General features: G+C 35.4%; 12 protein-coding genes. 10 read left to right on the top strand and 2 right to left on the bottom strand.

Features of this window, described 5'->3' with window-relative positions; genetic code table 11:
* Window positions 1-4: 4 nt before the first annotated feature.
* Window positions 5-1180, bottom strand: coding sequence for an ROK family transcriptional regulator (locus NKG37_RS25065; RefSeq protein ID WP_254415509.1), 1176 nt, complete (start codon window positions 1178-1180; stop codon window positions 5-7).
* A 390-nt stretch (window positions 1181-1570) separates the two neighbouring features.
* On the opposite strand from NKG37_RS25065, the gene NKG37_RS25060 reads away from it, so the two are divergent.
* Complete coding sequence (locus NKG37_RS25060) at window positions 1571-2554, top strand: aldo/keto reductase (RefSeq protein ID WP_169188954.1); 984 nt, start codon at window positions 1571-1573, stop codon at window positions 2552-2554.
* Window positions 2555-2740: 186 nt separating this feature from the next.
* Here NKG37_RS25060 and ytvI read toward each other — a convergent pair whose 3' ends face one another.
* Window positions 2741-3865 carry a sporulation integral membrane protein YtvI gene (gene ytvI, locus NKG37_RS25055; protein WP_016201821.1) on the bottom strand — a complete coding sequence of 375 codons (1125 nt, stop codon included), beginning with the start codon at window positions 3863-3865 and terminating at the stop codon, window positions 2741-2743.
* Between the two features lie 191 nt (window positions 3866-4056).
* On the opposite strand from ytvI, the gene NKG37_RS25050 reads away from it, so the two are divergent.
* From NKG37_RS25050 to mutM, 9 genes are all read left to right on the top strand, one after another.
* Window positions 4057-4524, top strand: a complete 468-nt coding sequence (locus NKG37_RS25050; protein WP_016201820.1) for a DUF441 domain-containing protein — start codon at window positions 4057-4059, stop codon at window positions 4522-4524.
* Window positions 4525-4800: 276 nt separating this feature from the next.
* The gene (locus NKG37_RS25045) at window positions 4801-6117 is read left to right on the top strand and encodes an IS1380 family transposase (RefSeq protein WP_254416399.1); all 1317 of its coding nucleotides are present in this window, start codon (window positions 4801-4803) and stop codon (window positions 6115-6117) included.
* A gap of 547 nt (window positions 6118-6664) precedes the next feature.
* Entirely contained in the window at window positions 6665-7780 is a 1116-nt protein-coding gene (gene citZ, locus NKG37_RS25040) for a citrate synthase (protein ID WP_016201819.1), read from the top strand.
* A gap of 212 nt (window positions 7781-7992) precedes the next feature.
* Window positions 7993-9261, top strand: a complete 1269-nt coding sequence (icd, locus tag NKG37_RS25035; protein WP_016201818.1) for an NADP-dependent isocitrate dehydrogenase — start codon at window positions 7993-7995, stop codon at window positions 9259-9261.
* Window positions 9262-9448: 187 nt separating this feature from the next.
* Window positions 9449-10384 (top strand): malate dehydrogenase, encoded by a 936-nt coding sequence (gene mdh, locus NKG37_RS25030; RefSeq protein ID WP_169188953.1) that lies wholly within the window; start codon window positions 9449-9451, stop codon window positions 10382-10384.
* 313 nt (window positions 10385-10697) lie between these two features.
* The gene (locus NKG37_RS25025) at window positions 10698-11414 is read left to right on the top strand and encodes a response regulator transcription factor (protein ID WP_016201815.1); all 717 of its coding nucleotides are present in this window, start codon (window positions 10698-10700) and stop codon (window positions 11412-11414) included.
* Entirely contained in the window at window positions 11415-13169 is a 1755-nt protein-coding gene (gene pnpS, locus NKG37_RS25020) for a two-component system histidine kinase PnpS (RefSeq protein ID WP_016201814.1), read from the top strand. It begins immediately after the preceding gene.
* 933 nt (window positions 13170-14102) lie between these two features.
* On the top strand, window positions 14103-16727 hold the full coding sequence (gene polA / locus NKG37_RS25015) for a DNA polymerase I (protein WP_205835639.1): 2625 nt from the start codon (window positions 14103-14105) through the stop codon (window positions 16725-16727).
* Between the two features lie 185 nt (window positions 16728-16912).
* Window positions 16913-17740: a DNA-formamidopyrimidine glycosylase gene (mutM, locus tag NKG37_RS25010; protein WP_224427497.1), complete on the top strand. Its 828-nt coding sequence runs from the start codon at window positions 16913-16915 to the stop codon at window positions 17738-17740.
* Window positions 17741-17811 lie beyond the last annotated feature (71 nt).

The raw sequence follows: 17811 nt of genomic DNA, 5'->3' as shown, positions 1-17811 counted from the left end.
GCAATTAATCCGGCTGCAACATACATCTTAAAAAATTCTCTGTAGAAAAAGCTGCAGCCCCTAAGGCAGAGGACGCAAAATCAATATCAGAGAAATGGATAGTCAGCTTCGATTGATGAAAGGGTAAAGTATAATTACTTATCATTTTTTTCACACGTGGCTCTATCCATCTTTTTGCTAAGGAGAGGCGATTTCCAATGATGATTTGTTCTGGATTAAATGTATGAATGATATTTATAATTCCAGCTCCTAAATGATCCCCCACCTCATGGAATAAATGGATTGCTTGGTTATTTCCTTGGTTAGCAAGCTCAATTAAGTCATTTAAATGAATTTGTTTTTTATCTCCTAGCTTTAATTGTGTAGCTCTAGTTAATAAGTATTGTTCAGAAGCATATAGTTCCCAGCAGCCTTTATTGCCACAGCGGCATTCTAGTCCATCCTTTTGTATGGTCATATGACCGATTTCACCTGAATAACCTAGCGTTCCTTTATATAATTCTCCGTTAATAATAATGCCAGCACCAATTCCAATGCCTGCACTTACATAAATAAGATTTTGAAAAGGTTGCCCTAGGCCGAATTCCTTTTCTCCATAGGCTCCTGCGTTTGCTTCATTTTCGACTAAAACAGGAAGATGAAATTGTGCCTCTAATTGTTTCTTAAGCGATATGTTTTTCCAGCCAAGGTTTGGTGCTAGTAGAATCTCTCCTTCCATGTTTATAATCCCTGGTGCGCCAATTCCAATCCCAATTACACCATAAGGAGATTTAGGAGCATTCTCTATTAAAGTAGTAATAATTTTTTTTATCATTTCTAGTGTATCTTCATACGTTAAATTTACATACTTTTCATTTATCCGATAAATAATATTTCCACGTAAATCGGTTAAAATTCCTAATATGTAATTGACACCTAGGTCAATACCGATTGAATAGCCTGCTTGTTCATTAAATAGCAGCATGACAGGTCGTCTGCCTCCACTCGACTCGCCATGACCAGATTTATAGATTAACTGTTCGTCAATAAGCTCTGATACTAAGGAGGAGACAGTGCCCTTTGTTAATCCTGTTTGTTGCGCAATATCTGCCCGAGAGATTGGAGCATTGTTTTTAATTAAATATAAACATAGTGACTTATTTTCTTTTTTTACCAATTGCTGATTCCAAGTAATATGCATGTTTTTTCTTAGTCTCCTTTTATCCCGTATCTTGCCTTTTGAACTGGAAAAATTTATTTATTATCAGAAGTTGAATTATCTCTTAAAGCATCATTCTTAATTGATTAATTATACTACAGTTTGTCTATTAACCAAACCTAAACAAAAGGGATAAATATTGTTGAAAAACTATTTATCCAAAAGATAAACAAAGGGAATCGTTTTTTATACGTTGGTTTATTTAATATACAAACTTATTAATCCTTGTTATAATTTTGATAGAACAACTTATCTGTATACGCACAGAGTAGAGACTCCTTTAGATTTTTTCTTTTTACAGATACCGTTCAAATTAGCATTAATTTCAATAAAATCGAGTAAGTAGTCTTAGCTAGTGGAGGTGCTTAAAGAGTGAATTACAGAAATTTAGGAAATACAGGCCTAAAAATCAGTGAAGTAAGTTTCGGTACGTGGGCAATTGGTGGTTCATGGGGAAAGGTTGATGACACTGAAGCATTAAAATCCTTAGAACTGGCAATCGAAAAAGGCGTGAATTTTTTTGATACAGCAGATGTATATGGAGATGGACATAGTGAGGAGCTGCTTGCTAAGGCCACGAAAGGGAAAGAGGATCAAATCCATATTGCAACTAAGTTTTGTCGTGGAGGAGATATTTTTGCACAGCAAACATACTCAGACGAAAGTGTTCGTCAGTATTGTGAAAATAGTTTAAAGCGATTAAATAGAGAAGCAATCGATTTATACCAAATTCATTGTCCGCCAACAGAAATATTAAAAGATGGTCAAGTATTTGAGGTACTTGATAAATTACAGCAAAAAGGAAAAATTCGGAATTATGGAGTAAGTGTTGAAACAGTGGAGCAGGGGCTTATATGCTTGCAAAATCCAAACGTAAAGGCGTTGCAAGTTATTTTTAATATTTTTCGCCAAAAACCACTTGAGAAATTAATTCCTGTAGCGGAGAAGCAAGGGGTCGGGATTCTTGTGCGTCTTCCGTTGGCTAGTGGTTTACTTACTGGGAAATTTACGAAAAATCATACTTTTGATGAAGATGATCATCGCAAATTTAATGAAAATGGGAAAGCCTTTAATGTAGGAGAAACATTTGCAGGGCTTGGTTTTAAAAAGGGTGTAGAATTAGCAGATGAGCTTACTTGGATTGCGAATGGTCGAAAGTCAATGGCTACTGCAGCATTACGATGGATATTGGATCAGCAAGGTATTTCTTGTGTAATTCCAGGATTCAAAAATCGAAAGCAAATTGTTGAAAACTTAAAAGCATTAGAGGAAAAAACATTTAATATGGATGAATTACAAACACTAAGAACATTTTATGAAGATAAAGTGAAAAATTCTATTAGAGGTCCATACTAACATTAGATATAGATGAAAAAGAGCGGTGAATTTCCAATTGGAAATTCACCGCTCCTTTTTTCAAACTTTGCTCTCAAAGAGATTAATAAATACATCTTTATCCCACATTTAACGGACAGTAAGACCCAACCGTAAGTTTAGGAGAATTCAAGGAAGATAGGTGGGAGATGAAGGGAAACCCTCACTTTATTTCGGTATCTCACTTTCTCCTTTAATAAATTTCCAAATGTCCTGAAAAACATTTGCTCTATGTAAGGTAGTGACAATGACTAGGGAAACAGGACCAATAATTAGCCCGATAAATCCAAAAAGCTTAAATCCAACAAATAGAGCAATTAAGGTTGCTAAGGGATCTAGCCCAATATTAGAAGAGAGAATTTTTGGTTCCATTATTTGCCGTTGAACTAAAACGACGATATAGAGCACCGATAACCCTATTGCCAGCACGATTTGTCCAGTAATAATCTCATAAATTATCCAAGGAACGAATATTAGACCTGTACCCAAATACGGAATAATATCAACTATTCCAGTTAAGAGTGCAATCGTAATCGCATAATCAACTCGAAGTATTAAAAGGCCAATTAAAATAATGACTGTTGTAATCGAAACAAGCGTTAACTGTGCTTTAATAAATCCAAGTAAAGCTTTCTTTAATTCAAAGAAAACTGTTTTTCCACTATTTAACCATTTAGATGGAAAAAATTTTCCGAACTTCAATGATAACCGAACCCAGTCTTTACTAATAAAAAACGTGGCTAATAAAGAGAATATTAGAACACTCGCTGCATTAGGAAACCAGGATAGTATGATGGGAATGTTAAGGAAAAAGGATTGCAAAAAATCTCCCATAACATTTCCAACCTGTTCGCCAACTTTATTTATATTTGTCATAATCGTATCTTGTTGACCTGTTCCAAGATTATTGAAGGTTTGTGATATTTTATTATACAATGGGATAATTTGCGCTGCGAACAAATCCTCAATATATCGAATAATGATATCAATATGTTTCGGTACTACCTCACCCAGATAAGCCGCCCCTGCTACAATCTCGGCAATTAGTAAAGAAACTAACCCAGCAAATACAGATAATATGAGCAAAATACTTAAAATTACAGCAAAGGCTCTAGGCAGTTTACATTTAAATTGCAAAAAATTAACAAGTGGATTCATTAAAAAAGCAATTAGAAATCCTATAATAAAGGGATAGGTTACTTTGGATAAATAAAAGAAGCTAACAAATAATAGGATGGTAGCTACAATAACTACAATAAACCGAATCGTACGGTTAAGATATGTATAATTCAATGTTAATCCTCCCATTTTTAGTATAATAAATAATAGACCATTATCAATTGCAAAATAGAATAGAAGTAAATTCCTTTTTCATCTATATTTTCTATACTTATGCATTTTTAATCGGAATTCCTGCTTTTTATAAATAATTTAATAAGTAGGAAGAGATTTTTTGGTTAATGTTTTTTAAAGGAGAGTCATTTATGTTTTTATTTAGTCAATCTTATTTATTTTTATATTTGCTTTTGGCAATTGCTCTTGTAGCTAAAAACAATTCTTTAATAATTGCGGTTATTTTCTTATTAATAATGAAACTGATTGGGATAGATAGTAAATTATTTGCCTTGATTCAATCAAAAGGAATTAATTGGGGGGTAACAATTATTACAATTGCTGTGCTTGTACCTATTGCAACAGGCGATATTGGATTTAAAGATTTGTCCGCTACCTTTAAATCACCGTATGCGTGGATTGCTTTAATTTCTGGAATTATGGTTGCGTTGCTCGCAAAGGGTGGGGTTAGTTTATTGGCTGATTCCCCTGAAATTACAACTGCTCTTGTTTTGGGAACCATTTTGTCAGTATCTGTCTTTAACGGGGTAGCTGTAGGTCCGTTAATTGGAGCTGGAATTGCTTATGCTGCAATAAAAGTAGTAGAGTGGATAACCTGATCCACTCTCTGTTATGCATAAGGAAGACAGGAGCTGTGAATTTATGGTATAATTAAAAAAAGAAAGAATATAGTGTAAAGGAGAATCAGAAAAAATTTTTTTTACTATATCTACAGTTTTTAACCTAGATTATTCACCAACCAACACGAAATCCCACTGAAAAGCTGACTTATCGGCTTTTCAATGGGATTCTCTTTTTCACTTAAAAGATGAAAAAAGAATCCTTTTCTGTTAAGGTTATTGCGACTTACAAATACCAAAGAAAGGATTCTTATGATGACAACTTTAACGCAAAAACCTTTACATTTCAATCGTTCTATTAAATTATCCAATGATGGAGGTGCACTTTCTTCTGACACAGGTGAATTGATCTTCCGTGAGTTTGATGAAAAAATCGGCTTTTCTCAAACTATTGCCAAGCATCTTTGTTTGAAGGATACACGCACGTATTGTATTCATGAAAACGAACAACTTCTTCGTCAAAAAATCTATCAGCTCATCGCCGGCTATCACGAGGACGATGCAGCGGACCGTTTGACACATGATCCGGTTTTTACACAAATTCTTGGTACCCCTGCACTCGCTTCTCAACCGTCGTTATCTCGATTTTTTAAGCGCTTTGACACGCAAGCACTGGACCAACTTCAAGAGGCAAATCAGAAGTTACTTGATCGGGTTCATCATGCCCGACAATCCAAGACACTGATTTTTGATTTAGATTCAACACATGCCGATACATACGGAAATCAAGAAAATTCGTCCTACAACGCGCATTATCGCACAATGGGCTTCCATCCACTTGTCGCATTTGATGGGCTAACCGGCGATTTCTTGAAAGCTCAATTGCGCCCGGGGAGCGTTTATACTTCCAATGGTGTAGTGGATTTTATGCGCCCACTCATCGAACACTATAACGAAGTTTTTCCTGAAAAGTCTTATCTTGTCCGTGGGGACAGTGGCTTTGCGGTGCCTGAGCTATATGAATTGTGCGAAAAGGAATCGGTATACTATATCATTCGTTTAAAAGCGAACGCCAAGTTAAAAGCACTTGCGGAAGAACTGCATCCAATACATGAAATTCGTGATGTGTCCGTGACAGAAAGCTATGTGGAAGAATCTATTTATCAAGCATCGTCTTGGTCAAAGCCTCGTCGTATTGTTATTCAATCGACCCGCCCAGCAGGTGAACTATTCTTTTTACATGCTTTTTTTGTGACGAGTCTCGGTGAAAGCTTTTCGCCTCAAGCGATTGTCACGTCCTATCAACAGCGAGGCACAATGGAAAATTTCATCAAAGAAGCAAAAGATGGCTTTGGCTTGGATCAGATGAAAAGCCATCATTTCCTCGTCAATGAAGCTCGGATGATGTTAAGTCTGCTTGCCTATAACTTCACAAACTGGCTACGTACACTAAGTTTTCCAGCTGCCTATAAAAGCATTCAAATTCAGACGATTCGCACACGTTTGATTAAAGTAGCGAGTAAATTGGTGAGATCCGGACGCTCACTGTATTTCAAAATGTCCTCGAGCTTTGTTTATGAACGCTTCTTTTGGGACGTACTGACTCGGGTGCAGCAGCTAAAATTCAACTAAATAGCCTTTTTAAAAAATCGAACCCGTACCAAGGGAGGAGTCTGTCTAAAAATCAGTTTTCTCCTAAGACTCGTTTCAAACCTTCTCTAACTAGGCTATTTTCTTGGTACAAATTTACCTTAGCATTACTAATCTAATGAAATCCTTAAAAATTTTAGATTGCGGTGAATAATTCAGGTTTAAGTATAAAATATGAGACATTTTGAAGATTTTTGTTTATAATGAAAGGGTAGTTACATTTTATCTCATCTATAAGTACCAAATGGTTTATTTTTTTATTTGAAAATGTAAGCATTTACAAATGATTGATGCTCACTTTATTTTTTATGAAAAACTCCCCCATCTTTTTTATAAATAAATCCGGATTACATTATTAATTGATTTTTTGGTACATATTCAGTTAATCTAACAAAATAGTAAACATTTATTTAAGGTGTATTCCATCGCTTTGTTTTTACAGATTTTCACAATATTGGTAACTACAGCAGGGACAATATGGGAGTTCGAAAGATTTGTACTAAAGAAAAGGTGTAAAGGAGAGATATGTATGGCTGTTACAAAAGGGCTTGAGGGGGTTATTGCAACAACATCTTCTATCAGTTCCATTATAGATGATTCACTTGCTTATGTGGGTTATGATATTGATGTGTTAGCAGAGCAATCTAGTTTTGAAGAAGTAATCTATTTATTATGGCATCAAAAACTGCCAAATGATACGGAGCTGGCAAAACTAAAACAAGAATTGGCAGATAATGCTGAATTACCAGTCTCTTTGATTGAGCAAATGAAGCTAATGCCATTAAATAAAGTACATCCTATGGCTGTACTTCGTTCAACTGTCTCTTTATTAGGAGCATATGATGAAAGCGCAGATGTAATGGATTCGGAAACCAATTATTTAAAAGCTGTAAGGCTTCAAGCAAAAATGCCAACTATCGTAACAGCTTTTTCTAGATTAAGAAAAGGTCTCGATCCAATTTCTCCAAGAAAAGATTTAGGATTTGCTGCTAACTTCTTATATATGCTGAATGGGCAAGAACCAGAAGACATTGCGATTGAGGCTTTTAATAAAGCGCTCGTTCTTCATGCAGATCATGAGCTAAATGCATCTACCTTTACTGCTAGAGTTTGTGTTGCAACATTGTCTGATGTATATTCAGGGATTACATCAGCTATAGGAGCATTAAAAGGGCCATTACATGGTGGAGCAAACGAAGCAGTTATGAAAATGCTGACGGAAATTGGAAGCATTGACAATGTGGAACCATATATTAGAGAAAAGATAGCGAACAAAGAAAAAATAATGGGATTTGGTCATCGCGTTTATCGAAAGGGCGATCCTCGTGCCAAACATCTAAAGGAAATGGCAAGAAAATTAACACAATTAACTGGTGAACCTCAGTTGTATGAGATGAGTATTAAGATTGAGACAATGTTAAAGGAAGAGAAAAATTTAGTACCAAACGTAGACTTTTTCTCTGCCTCTGTTTATCATAGTCTAGGTATTGACCATGATTTATTTACCCCGATTTTTGCGGTAAGCAGGGTTTCTGGCTGGCTGGCTCATATTCTCGAGCAGTACGAGAATAATCGTCTTATTCGCCCTAGAGCAGATTATGTTGGTCCTGAACGTTTGGAATATGTACCAGTTAACAAACGCTAAAAAGGATATGATTTCCCATAGAGTTAAAGAATGATATATACTTAATGTGGGAGAATTTAGTTTGTATATTGGCATTTTCCTTTTTTTATTCGTCAGAATAGTAAATATAATTAGCTTCTCAAAGCTTGTTATAATAAATTTATTTCATTCTATTTCCAATGGAGTTTGTAGCATTGGAAAAAGAAACTATTTTTTTACGGAGGGATAGAAACATGCAAGGAGAAAAAATTACAGTAGTAGATGGAGTATTAAATGTACCAGCGAATCCAATTGTTCCTTATATTGAGGGAGATGGAATTGGACCAGATATTTGGGCAGCATCATCAAGAGTATTAGATGCCGCTGTTGAAAAAGCATACAATGGGGAAAAGAAAATTGTTTGGAAAGAAGTATTGGCTGGGGAAAAGGCATTTAATGAAACGGGAGAATGGTTACCTACTGAAACATTAGATGTTATTAAAGAATATTTAATTGCTATAAAAGGACCATTAACTACACCAGTTGGTGGCGGTATTCGTTCTTTAAACGTTGCCCTACGCCAAGAATTAGATCTTTTTGTTTGTTTACGTCCAGTAAGATGGTTTGAAGGAGTACCATCTCCTGTAAAAAGACCACAAGATACAGATATGGTTATCTTCCGTGAAAATACAGAAGATATCTATGCCGGAATTGAGTATGAAAAAGGCTCAGAGGCTGTTTCTAAATTGATTAACTTTTTACAAGAAGAGATGGGAGTTAATAAAATTAGATTTCCTGAAACATCTGGAATTGGAATTAAACCAGTATCAGAAGAAGGAACAAGTCGTTTAGTAAGAGCTGCGATTAATTATGCGATTAAAGAAGGTCGTAAATCGGTAACTCTAGTACATAAAGGTAACATTATGAAATATACAGAAGGTGCATTTAAAAATTGGGGTTATGAATTAGCTGAAAAAGAATTTGGAGATAAAGTATTTACATGGGCTCAGTATGATCGCATTAAAGAGGAACAAGGTTCTGATGCAGCAAATAAAGCACAAGCTCAGGCAGAAGCAGAAGGGAAGATTATCATTAAAGATTCTATTGCAGATATTTTCCTTCAACAAATTCTTACTCGTCCGAAAGAGTTTGATGTAGTTGCAACAATGAATCTAAATGGAGATTATATTTCTGATGCATTAGCAGCACAGGTTGGTGGGATCGGTATCGCACCAGGAGCAAATATAAATTATGAAACTGGCCATGCTATTTTTGAAGCAACACATGGAACTGCTCCGAAATATGCTGGCTTAGATAAAGTAAATCCATCTTCTGTTATTCTTTCAGGTGTTCTATTGCTTGAACATTTAGGCTGGACAGAAGCAGCACAATTAGTGATTCAATCCGTAGAAAACACGATTGCTTCTAAAGTTGTGACTTATGACTTCGCTCGTCTAATGGAAGGTGCAACAGAAGTGAAATGCTCAGAGTTCGGTGATGAATTAATTAAGAACATGGGTTAAGAAACAATATGAAGAAGAGATTGGTCTCATCTCTTCTTCCTTTTTGCCTAAAACAGAAGTTTTGCGGTATTGGATTAGAATGGGATAAGCTAAAAAAAGTATTTCTAGATGGAGTAAAAGGGGACTCTAACTAGTAAAGTGCTTATTGGTGGGCTATGCATTCTCGGTCTAATAAGGGGGAAATTATATGGTTAAGCGCAAGAAAATTTCCATCATTGGTGGGGGATTTACTGGAGCAACAACGGCTTTTTTACTTGCTCAAAAAGAACTAGGGGATATCGTATTATTAGATGTTCCACGAAATGAAAATTCAACTAAAGGAAAAGCTTTGGATATGTTTGAAGCTAGTCCTGTACAGGGATTCGATGCAAATATAATTGGAACTTCTAATTATAAAGATACTGCTGATTCTGATATTGTCGTGATAACTGCTGGTATGGCAAGAAAGCCAGGCATGAGTAGAGATGATCTCGTACAGACAAATCAGTCTATTATGAAATCGGTAACGAAGGAAATTGTTCAGTATTCACCTAATTGTGTAATTATCGTGCTTACTAATCCTGTGGATGCTATGACTTATACTGTTTATAAAGAATCTGGTTTCCCAAAAAATAGAGTAATCGGCCAGTCTGGTATTCTAGATACAGCGCGCTTTCGCAGCTTTGTTGCAATGGAGTTAAACCTTTCTGTTAAAGATATCACAGGATTTGTATTAGGTGGCCATGGTGATGATATGGTACCGCTTATTCGTTATTCTTATGCAGGAGGAATTCCATTAGAATCGCTCATTCCAAAACATAGATTAGAAGAAATTATCGAGAGAACGAGAAATGGAGGAGCGGAAATTGTAAATCTGCTTGGCAATGGAAGCGCCTATTATGCTCCAGCAGCTTCATTAGTTGATATGTGTGAGGCAATTATTAAAAATCAAAGACGAGTCCTTCCAACTATCGCTTATTTGGAAGGCGAGTATGGCTATAACGATCTTTATCTAGGCGTACCTACTATTCTAGGTGGTAACGGAATCGAACAAATTATTGAACTTGATTTAACAGAGGAAGAAAAAGCGGCACTAGACAAATCCGTCCATTCGGTTCGTAACGTCTTGACAGTATTAAATTAAATACATGAAAAATCGGTTGCTCTATAAAAAGAGTTAGCCGATTTTTTTTAGGAATTAATTTTGTTAATCTGTTCTTTACGGGAGAGTTTCAACATTTAGCTTCCTTAATTTCTGCAGCTTGCAGTTGCGTCTAACTGTCTGTTTAGAGTGGAATAAAGCGGCCATCTTATTTACAAATACGAAGAAATTAAAAAAATTATTTCGCATTTGTAAACAGCAAATAAATGTTTTTTCCATTTTTATCGAACAATATATTATAATGTAAATAGGTATAAGGGGACTTTAGGGGAATTAACATATTTGGAGGCTGTATATGAAGAAAAAGGTTTTGGTTGTAGATGATGAACAATCTATCGTAACTTTACTGAAGTATAATTTGCAACAGGCAGGCTATGATGTATTAACTGCCATGGATGGAGAAGAAGGATTGAATCTAGCATTAACTGCTAATCCGGATGTCATCTTACTTGATTTAATGTTGCCAAAAAAAGATGGGATGGATGTTTGTAAAGAATTACGCCAACAGAAAGTGTTAACTCCTATATTAATGTTAACGGCAAAAGATGATGAGTTTGATAAAGTTTTAGGACTAGAGCTTGGAGCAGATGATTATATGACGAAACCATTTAGTCCAAGGGAAGTCATCGCTCGAATTAAAGCCGTTTTGAGACGAATACAAATGCAAGTACCCGCAGCTTCTGATGAAATAGATGAAGATGAGGATGACGGTATTAAAATCGCTGAGTTAAGAGTACTTCCTAATTATTATGAAGCGTACTTCAAAGAAGAATTATTAGAATTAACTCCGAAAGAGTTTGAGTTATTATTATATCTTGTTAAAAATAAGGGGAGAGTTCTAACAAGAGATCAGTTATTAAGTGCAGTATGGAACTATGATTTTGTAGGCGATACAAGAATTGTAGATGTCCATATTAGTCATTTGCGTGAAAAAATTGAAGAAAATACAAAAAAACCTATATATATTAAAACAATACGTGGTTTAGGATATAAATTAGAGGAACCAAAATAAATGAAGAGCTTTAAATCTCGATTAATGGCGAGCGTTTTATTTACTATATTTATCGTGTTTGTATTTGTCGCTATTTTCATTGAATCATACAATAAGAAGACTTTTATGGATTCTTTTGATAATCGATTGAAACGCGAAAGTACATTAATTGCAAATCAAATCATGAATAATGGTGGGATTTTAGAAATTAATAATCGCTTAGTGAAAGAATATAGTGAAGCGTTAGATGTACAGATTACTATTATTGATGATTCTGGAGAAATGTTGTTCAATGAGGGAGAACTGCAGACAGAAACAGAATATGAAAATCAAGTGCAAACCTTACTTTCAAATGAAAAGGTGAATGCTGTATCTATTAACGGGAATCCTAACTTCCATTTTTATCAACAGGAGCTTACGGATGAAGAAGGAAGACAAGGATATTTACTAATAGGGGCTAAAGTGGAAGAAATAGAGAATGCGTATCAACATATTAATTGGATTATTTTTTCTTCGTTTCTATTCTCATTTTTAGTGATTTATCTAATCGGTTATAAATTAATCTATCGTTATACAAGACCGATAGAATCGGCTACCAAAGTAGCTATCGATTTAGCAAATGGTAATTATCATGCTAGAACGTATGAAGATCGAGTAGATGAAACTGGAGTTCTAAGTTCTTCTCTTAATAAAGTAGCTAAAGATATGCAAGAAATGGTAAAAGCGCAAGAAATACAAGAAGATCGTTTAGGAACCTTGATAGAGAGTATTAGCAGTGGATTACTTTTAATAGATAGCAGAGGTTATATAAATTTAATTAATAAATCCTATAAGGACATTTTCTTTGTCCGGTCTGCTGACTATCTCTATAAACAATATTATAAAGTTATTCCATATAGACAAGTTACCGATCTTGCAGAAGAAATTTTTATGACAGAGCATAAGGTAATTCGCGAAATGGCGCTGGAAATCCAAAATGAAAAGAAAAGTTTTCAAGTATATGGAGTTCCCATTATTGGGACAAACGATAGATGGATGGGGATTTTGCTTGTTTTTAATGATATAACGGAGTTGAAGAAGCTTGAACAAATTCGTAAAGATTTTGTTGCCAATGTATCCCATGAATTAAAAACGCCTATTACATCTATTAAGGGCTTTTCTGAAACACTTCTCGATGGGGCGATGGAAGACAGAGAGACGCTAGAAGAATTTTTACGAATTATTTTAAAAGAGAGCCATCGACTACAAACATTAATTCAAGATCTTCTTGACCTATCTAAATTAGAACAACACCATTTTGCTCTAAATAAAGAGGAGTTTAATCTGGTGGAAATTTTAAATAAAGCGACTAAAATGCTGGAAGGTCGAGCAGAAGCGAAAAATATTAAATTAAAATTTCCTCAATCAAATGAAGTGATTCAAATGGAAGGAGATAGAAGTAGATTAACCCAGGTTTTTCTAAATTTAATAACAAATGCTGTGATCTATACCCCAAACGATGGGGAAATCAATGTTTATGTGGTGGAAAAGAAAAAGAAAATTGAAGTGAAAATTCAAGATACCGGCATAGGCATAGAACAGGATGAAATTCCAAGAATTTTCGAGCGTTTTTATCGTGTTGATAAAGCGAGAAGTAGAAATTCTGGGGGTACAGGTTTAGGTCTAGCAATTGTAAAGCATTTAGTGGAATTACATAGAGGAACAATTCAGGTGGAAAGTGAAATGGGAGTAGGAACAACTTTCACCGTGATTTTGCATAAGGAATTTCCTTTTTAAGGGCAAGAGGGCACATTAAAATTTGTTGCCCTCTTTTTTTGTCCAATGCTAGCCAAGATGAACTTCCCGATTGTCTCTACGATAAGTCAACATCAATTCACTAACGTTCATTGTGTTTCCTTTATCTCAAGAAAATCGCTCCAGTTCACAAGGCGCTAAACGGTACCTTCCGCTTTTCTATTGTCTAGCTCCGGTGCCTATCGGTTAGCAAACTTCCAACAATCTCCCTACGATAAGTCAACATCGATTCACTAACGTTCATCGTGTTTCCTTTATCTCAGTCGATAGTTTCCAGTTTGTACACCGATAAACAGGCCCTTCCGCTTTTCTATTTGTCTAGCTCCAGGCACCAGCGCCAGATGAACTTCCCGATTGTCTCTACGATAAGTCAACATCAATTCACTAACGTTCATTGTGTTTCCTTTATCTCAAGAAAATCGCTCCAGTTCACAAGGCGCTAAACGGTACCTTCCGCTTTTCTATTTACATTGTTTTTACATTTGGTTTATGGTGGGTTTACACTTTGTTGGTACAATTACTTATGAAGTCCCCCTTATCCATTTGGTTAAGGACTTAAGCTGAAAGCTACCCCGCTTTTAGCTTCCCCTGTATAATAGTGGGCTTGGTAGGAAATAGTTCGTTTGAAATTATTGGTAGGATTATCTAATTTCCAACCTTTGCCTGTGTCGATATACCTGAATTGATGCTGTTAAAGTTATGAAAAAAGCAGAGATTGTTGCAAAAAGGTGTGTGTTACACGCTTATTTCGTTGTAGGTTGAAATAAGAATGTGTATACTGGGCCTCTTTTTCAACCATCTCTGCTTTTTTACATTTATGAATATGTCATGTAAAATAGGTAGTATTGAGTTGTGTAGTAATCATCGTTTATTTACGAGAAAATATACATTATAAAAAGGATGGAGGAGGATTTCTTGAAAAAGAAATTAATCTTAATTGACGGTAATAGTATTGCGTATCGAGCGTTTTTTGCTTTACCTCTATTAAACAATGATAAAGGTGTACATACAAATGCGGTTTACGGTTTTACTATGATGCTAATGAAAATTTTAGAAGAGGAAAAGCCGACACATGCATTAGTTGCATTTGATGCGGGAAAAACCACTTTCCGTCATAAAACCTTCAGTGAATATAAGGGAGGACGTCAAAAAACACCACCAGAATTGTCTGAGCAATTTCCTTATATAAGAGAGTTATTAAAATCTTATGGTATCCATCATTACGAGCTTGAGAACTATGAAGCAGATGATATTATCGGAACACTTTCTCTTCAAGGGGAAAAAGATGGATTTGAAGTAGTTGTTATCTCGGGAGATAAAGATTTAACCCAATTAAGTTCGGATAATACAACGGTCTATATTACTAGAAAAGGAATAACAGATATGGAGTCCTATACCCCGAGCCATATTCAAGAGAAATATGGACTGACTCCTGAACGAATTATTGATATGAAAGGTCTAATGGGCGATAGTTCAGATAATATTCCAGGTGTTCCAGGTGTGGGAGAAAAAACAGCAATTAAATTGCTAAAGGAATTTGATTCCTTAGAAAATTTAGTACAATCTATCGACAAAGTAAGCGGTAAGAAGCTGAAAGAAAAGTTAGAAGAGTTTAAGGATCAGGCTTTGATGAGTAAAGAGCTAGCTACTATTTTCAGGGAAGCCCCTTTAACGATAACATTAGATGATACTGAATTTCCTGGGATGCAAATAGAGAAGTTAAAAGAAATCTTCAAGGAGCTTGGCTTTAATTCTTTACTTGAAAAATTAGGAGAAGCACCGGAAAAAGAAGAACTAGTATTAGAAGCCATCGAATTTAAAACAGTTGAAAATATTACAGATACAATTTTTTCAGATAGAAATATAATGTATGTCGAAGTATTAGAAGATAATTATCATTATGCACCAATCTTAGGAATTTCTCTTTTAAATGAAAAAGGAGCATATTATCTTCCGATTGAACAAGCTTTGAAATCACCTGCTTTTAAAGTTTGGGCAGAAGATGAAAAGAAAGAAAAAATTGTTTATGATGCTAAAAGATCAGAAGTGTCATTACGTCATCAAGATATTCATTTAAAAGGGATTACGTTTGATATCCTTATTGCAGCTTATTTAGCAGATCCTTCGGCAACTATTGAAGATGTTGCCTCTGTTGCTAAAAAGTATGGATACACTAATTTACAATCAGATGAAGCATTCTATGGAAAAGGGGCAAAGAGAAAGGTTCCAGAACAAGATTTATTAGCTGATCATCTCGTGAGAAAAGCGTTCGCTCTTCAGGCAGTACTGGAGGAAATGGAAGATGAATTAAGAAAGAATGATCAAGAAGCGTTATTTTATGATTTGGAAATGCCATTAAGCTTGGTACTTGCTGATATGGAGTCAACAGGTGTAAAAGTTGATGTTGCTCGCTTGAAAGCAATGGGAGAAGAGCTTTCCGAAAGATTGAAAGAAATCGAAGTGCGAATTTATGAGTTAGCTGGCGAAACCTTTAATATTAATTCTCCCAAACAGCTTGGCGTGATTTTATTTGAAAAACTTGGATTGCCAGTTGTGAAGAAAACAAAGACAGGCTATTCTACTTCAGCCGATGTATTGGAGCAACTTGCTAGTTCACATGAAGTAATCAGAGAAATTTTAGAATATAGACAGCTAGGCAAATTACAGTCAACCTATATAGAAGGATTGCAAAAAGTAGTCCATAACGGAAGAATTCATACAAGATTTAACCAAGTACTAACACAAACGGGCCGATTAAGCTCGATTGATCCTAACCTCCAAAATATCCCGATTCGTTTAGAAGAAGGAAGAAAAATAAGACAAGCGTTTGTACCGACAGAAGAGAATTGGGTTATATTTGCTGCTGACTATAGCCAAATTGAGCTGCGTGTCCTTGCACATATTGCTAATGATGAGAAATTAATCGAAGCATTTAGAGAAGATCATGATATTCATACAGAAACAGCAATGTCTGTTTTCCACGTAGAAGCTGATGAAGTGACCTCTAATATGCGCAGACATGCGAAAGCAGTTAACTTTGGAATTGTATATGGAATTAGTGACTACGGACTATCACAGAGTCTCCATATTACGAGAAAAGAAGCAGCTAAATTTATTGAACGCTATTTAGAAAGTTATCCTGGAGTAAAAAATTATATGGAAGAAATTGTGGCAGACGCAAAGCAAAAAGGCTATGTCTCGACTTTGCTTCATAGAAGAAGATATTTAGCTGATATTACTAGCAGAAACTTTAATCTTCGTAGCTTCGCTGAGAGAACAGCGATGAATACACCAATCCAAGGAAGTGCAGCAGATATCATTAAAAAAGCGATGATTGATATGGCTAAACGTTTGGAAGAAGAAGGCTTAAAAGCTAAATTATTATTACAGGTTCACGATGAATTGATTTTCGAGGCTCCCAAAGAAGAAATTGAAAAGTTAAAGGAAATTGTACCAGATGTAATGGAGCATGCAGTTGAATTAAGCGTGCCATTAAAAGTGGATTATTCTTATGGACCAACTTGGTATGATGCAAAATAATAAGGAAAACTTCTGTGAGTGGGGGTTTTTACTCCTCCTCCACTTCATGGTTAGTTGCACTTATCGGACCTTTACGAGAGATAGCTCCCTTAACTGGGGGCTTACTGCTCGTTATGCGTGAGTTAAATGATAATGGTAGTTATTCTAAACATATGAGCAATTTTTACAGGAAGGAGGAGATGAAGATGCCAGAATTGCCAGAAGTTGAAACGGTCCGAAAAACGTTGAAACAGTTGACGCAAAATAAAGTCATAAAAGAAGTTGTGGTTTCATGGGCAAAAATGATAAAAAAACCAGAAAATGCAGAGGAATTTTCTGATGCATTAATTGGTCAAAGCATACTTGATGTTAAAAGACGGGGGAAATTCATTTTAATCGAAACAAATGATTTTACAATCGTCTCTCATTTGCGAATGGAAGGGAAATATGGTGTGTTTCAAGTTAATGATCCGGTTGATAAGCATACACATGTTATATTCTTTTTTGAAGATGGCTCTCAGCTAAGATATAAAGATGTCCGGAAATTCGGTACGATGCATTTATTTAAAAAAGGGGAAGAACTAGACGCCCTGCCCCTTTCTCAATTAGGACCTGAACCGTTTGCTGAAGATTATACGATTGCTAATTTTACCGAGCGGTTATCAAAAACGAATCGTAGTATCAAAACAGCACTATTAGATCAAAAGATTGTGGTTGGATTAGGTAATATTTATGTAGATGAAGCATTATTCCGAAGTAGTATTCATCCGGAGAGAATGGCAAGTTCTCTTAAGTCAAAGGAAATAGAGAAATTATATAAAGAAATCATTGCTACGCTATCCGAAGCGGTTGAAAAAGGTGGAAGCACAATCCGATCCTATGTAAACACCCAAGGGCAAATTGGAATGTTCCAGCTTGAACTATATGTTTATGGTCGAAAAGGGCAGGAATGCAAAGTATGTGGACATACATTAGAAAGAATTATAGTCGGCGGAAGAGGAACTGTTTTTTGTCCTAATTGCCAAAAGAAATAAGAAAAAGATAAAATCAATAAACCTAAATTAACATTGGATGGGCTCTTTCCATATAGTATATTACTATTGAT

Origin of the sequence: Niallia sp. RD1 (assembly GCF_024219955.1) — a bacterium.
Lineage (GTDB): Bacteria > Bacillota > Bacilli > Bacillales > Cytobacillaceae > Niallia > Niallia alba.
This window is presented reverse-complemented; position numbering and strand designations above follow the sequence as displayed.

What these genes read in the sequence shown, in the direction of transcription:
- NKG37_RS25065 (WP_254415509.1), bottom strand. Translation starts at nt 1,180, where the DNA reads ATGCATATTACTTGGAATCAGCAATTGGTAAAAAAAGAAAATAAGTCA.
- NKG37_RS25050 (WP_016201820.1), top strand. Translation starts at nt 4,057, where the DNA reads ATGTTTTTATTTAGTCAATCTTATTTATTTTTATATTTGCTTTTGGCA.
- NKG37_RS25045 (WP_254416399.1), top strand. Translation starts at nt 4,801, where the DNA reads ATGACAACTTTAACGCAAAAACCTTTACATTTCAATCGTTCTATTAAA.
- citZ (WP_016201819.1), top strand. Translation starts at nt 6,665, where the DNA reads ATGGCTGTTACAAAAGGGCTTGAGGGGGTTATTGCAACAACATCTTCT.
- icd (WP_016201818.1), top strand. Translation starts at nt 7,993, where the DNA reads ATGCAAGGAGAAAAAATTACAGTAGTAGATGGAGTATTAAATGTACCA.
- mdh (WP_169188953.1), top strand. Translation starts at nt 9,449, where the DNA reads ATGGTTAAGCGCAAGAAAATTTCCATCATTGGTGGGGGATTTACTGGA.
- NKG37_RS25025 (WP_016201815.1), top strand. Translation starts at nt 10,698, where the DNA reads ATGAAGAAAAAGGTTTTGGTTGTAGATGATGAACAATCTATCGTAACT.
- pnpS (WP_016201814.1), top strand. Translation starts at nt 11,415, where the DNA reads ATGAAGAGCTTTAAATCTCGATTAATGGCGAGCGTTTTATTTACTATA.
- mutM (WP_224427497.1), top strand. Translation starts at nt 16,913, where the DNA reads ATGCCAGAATTGCCAGAAGTTGAAACGGTCCGAAAAACGTTGAAACAG.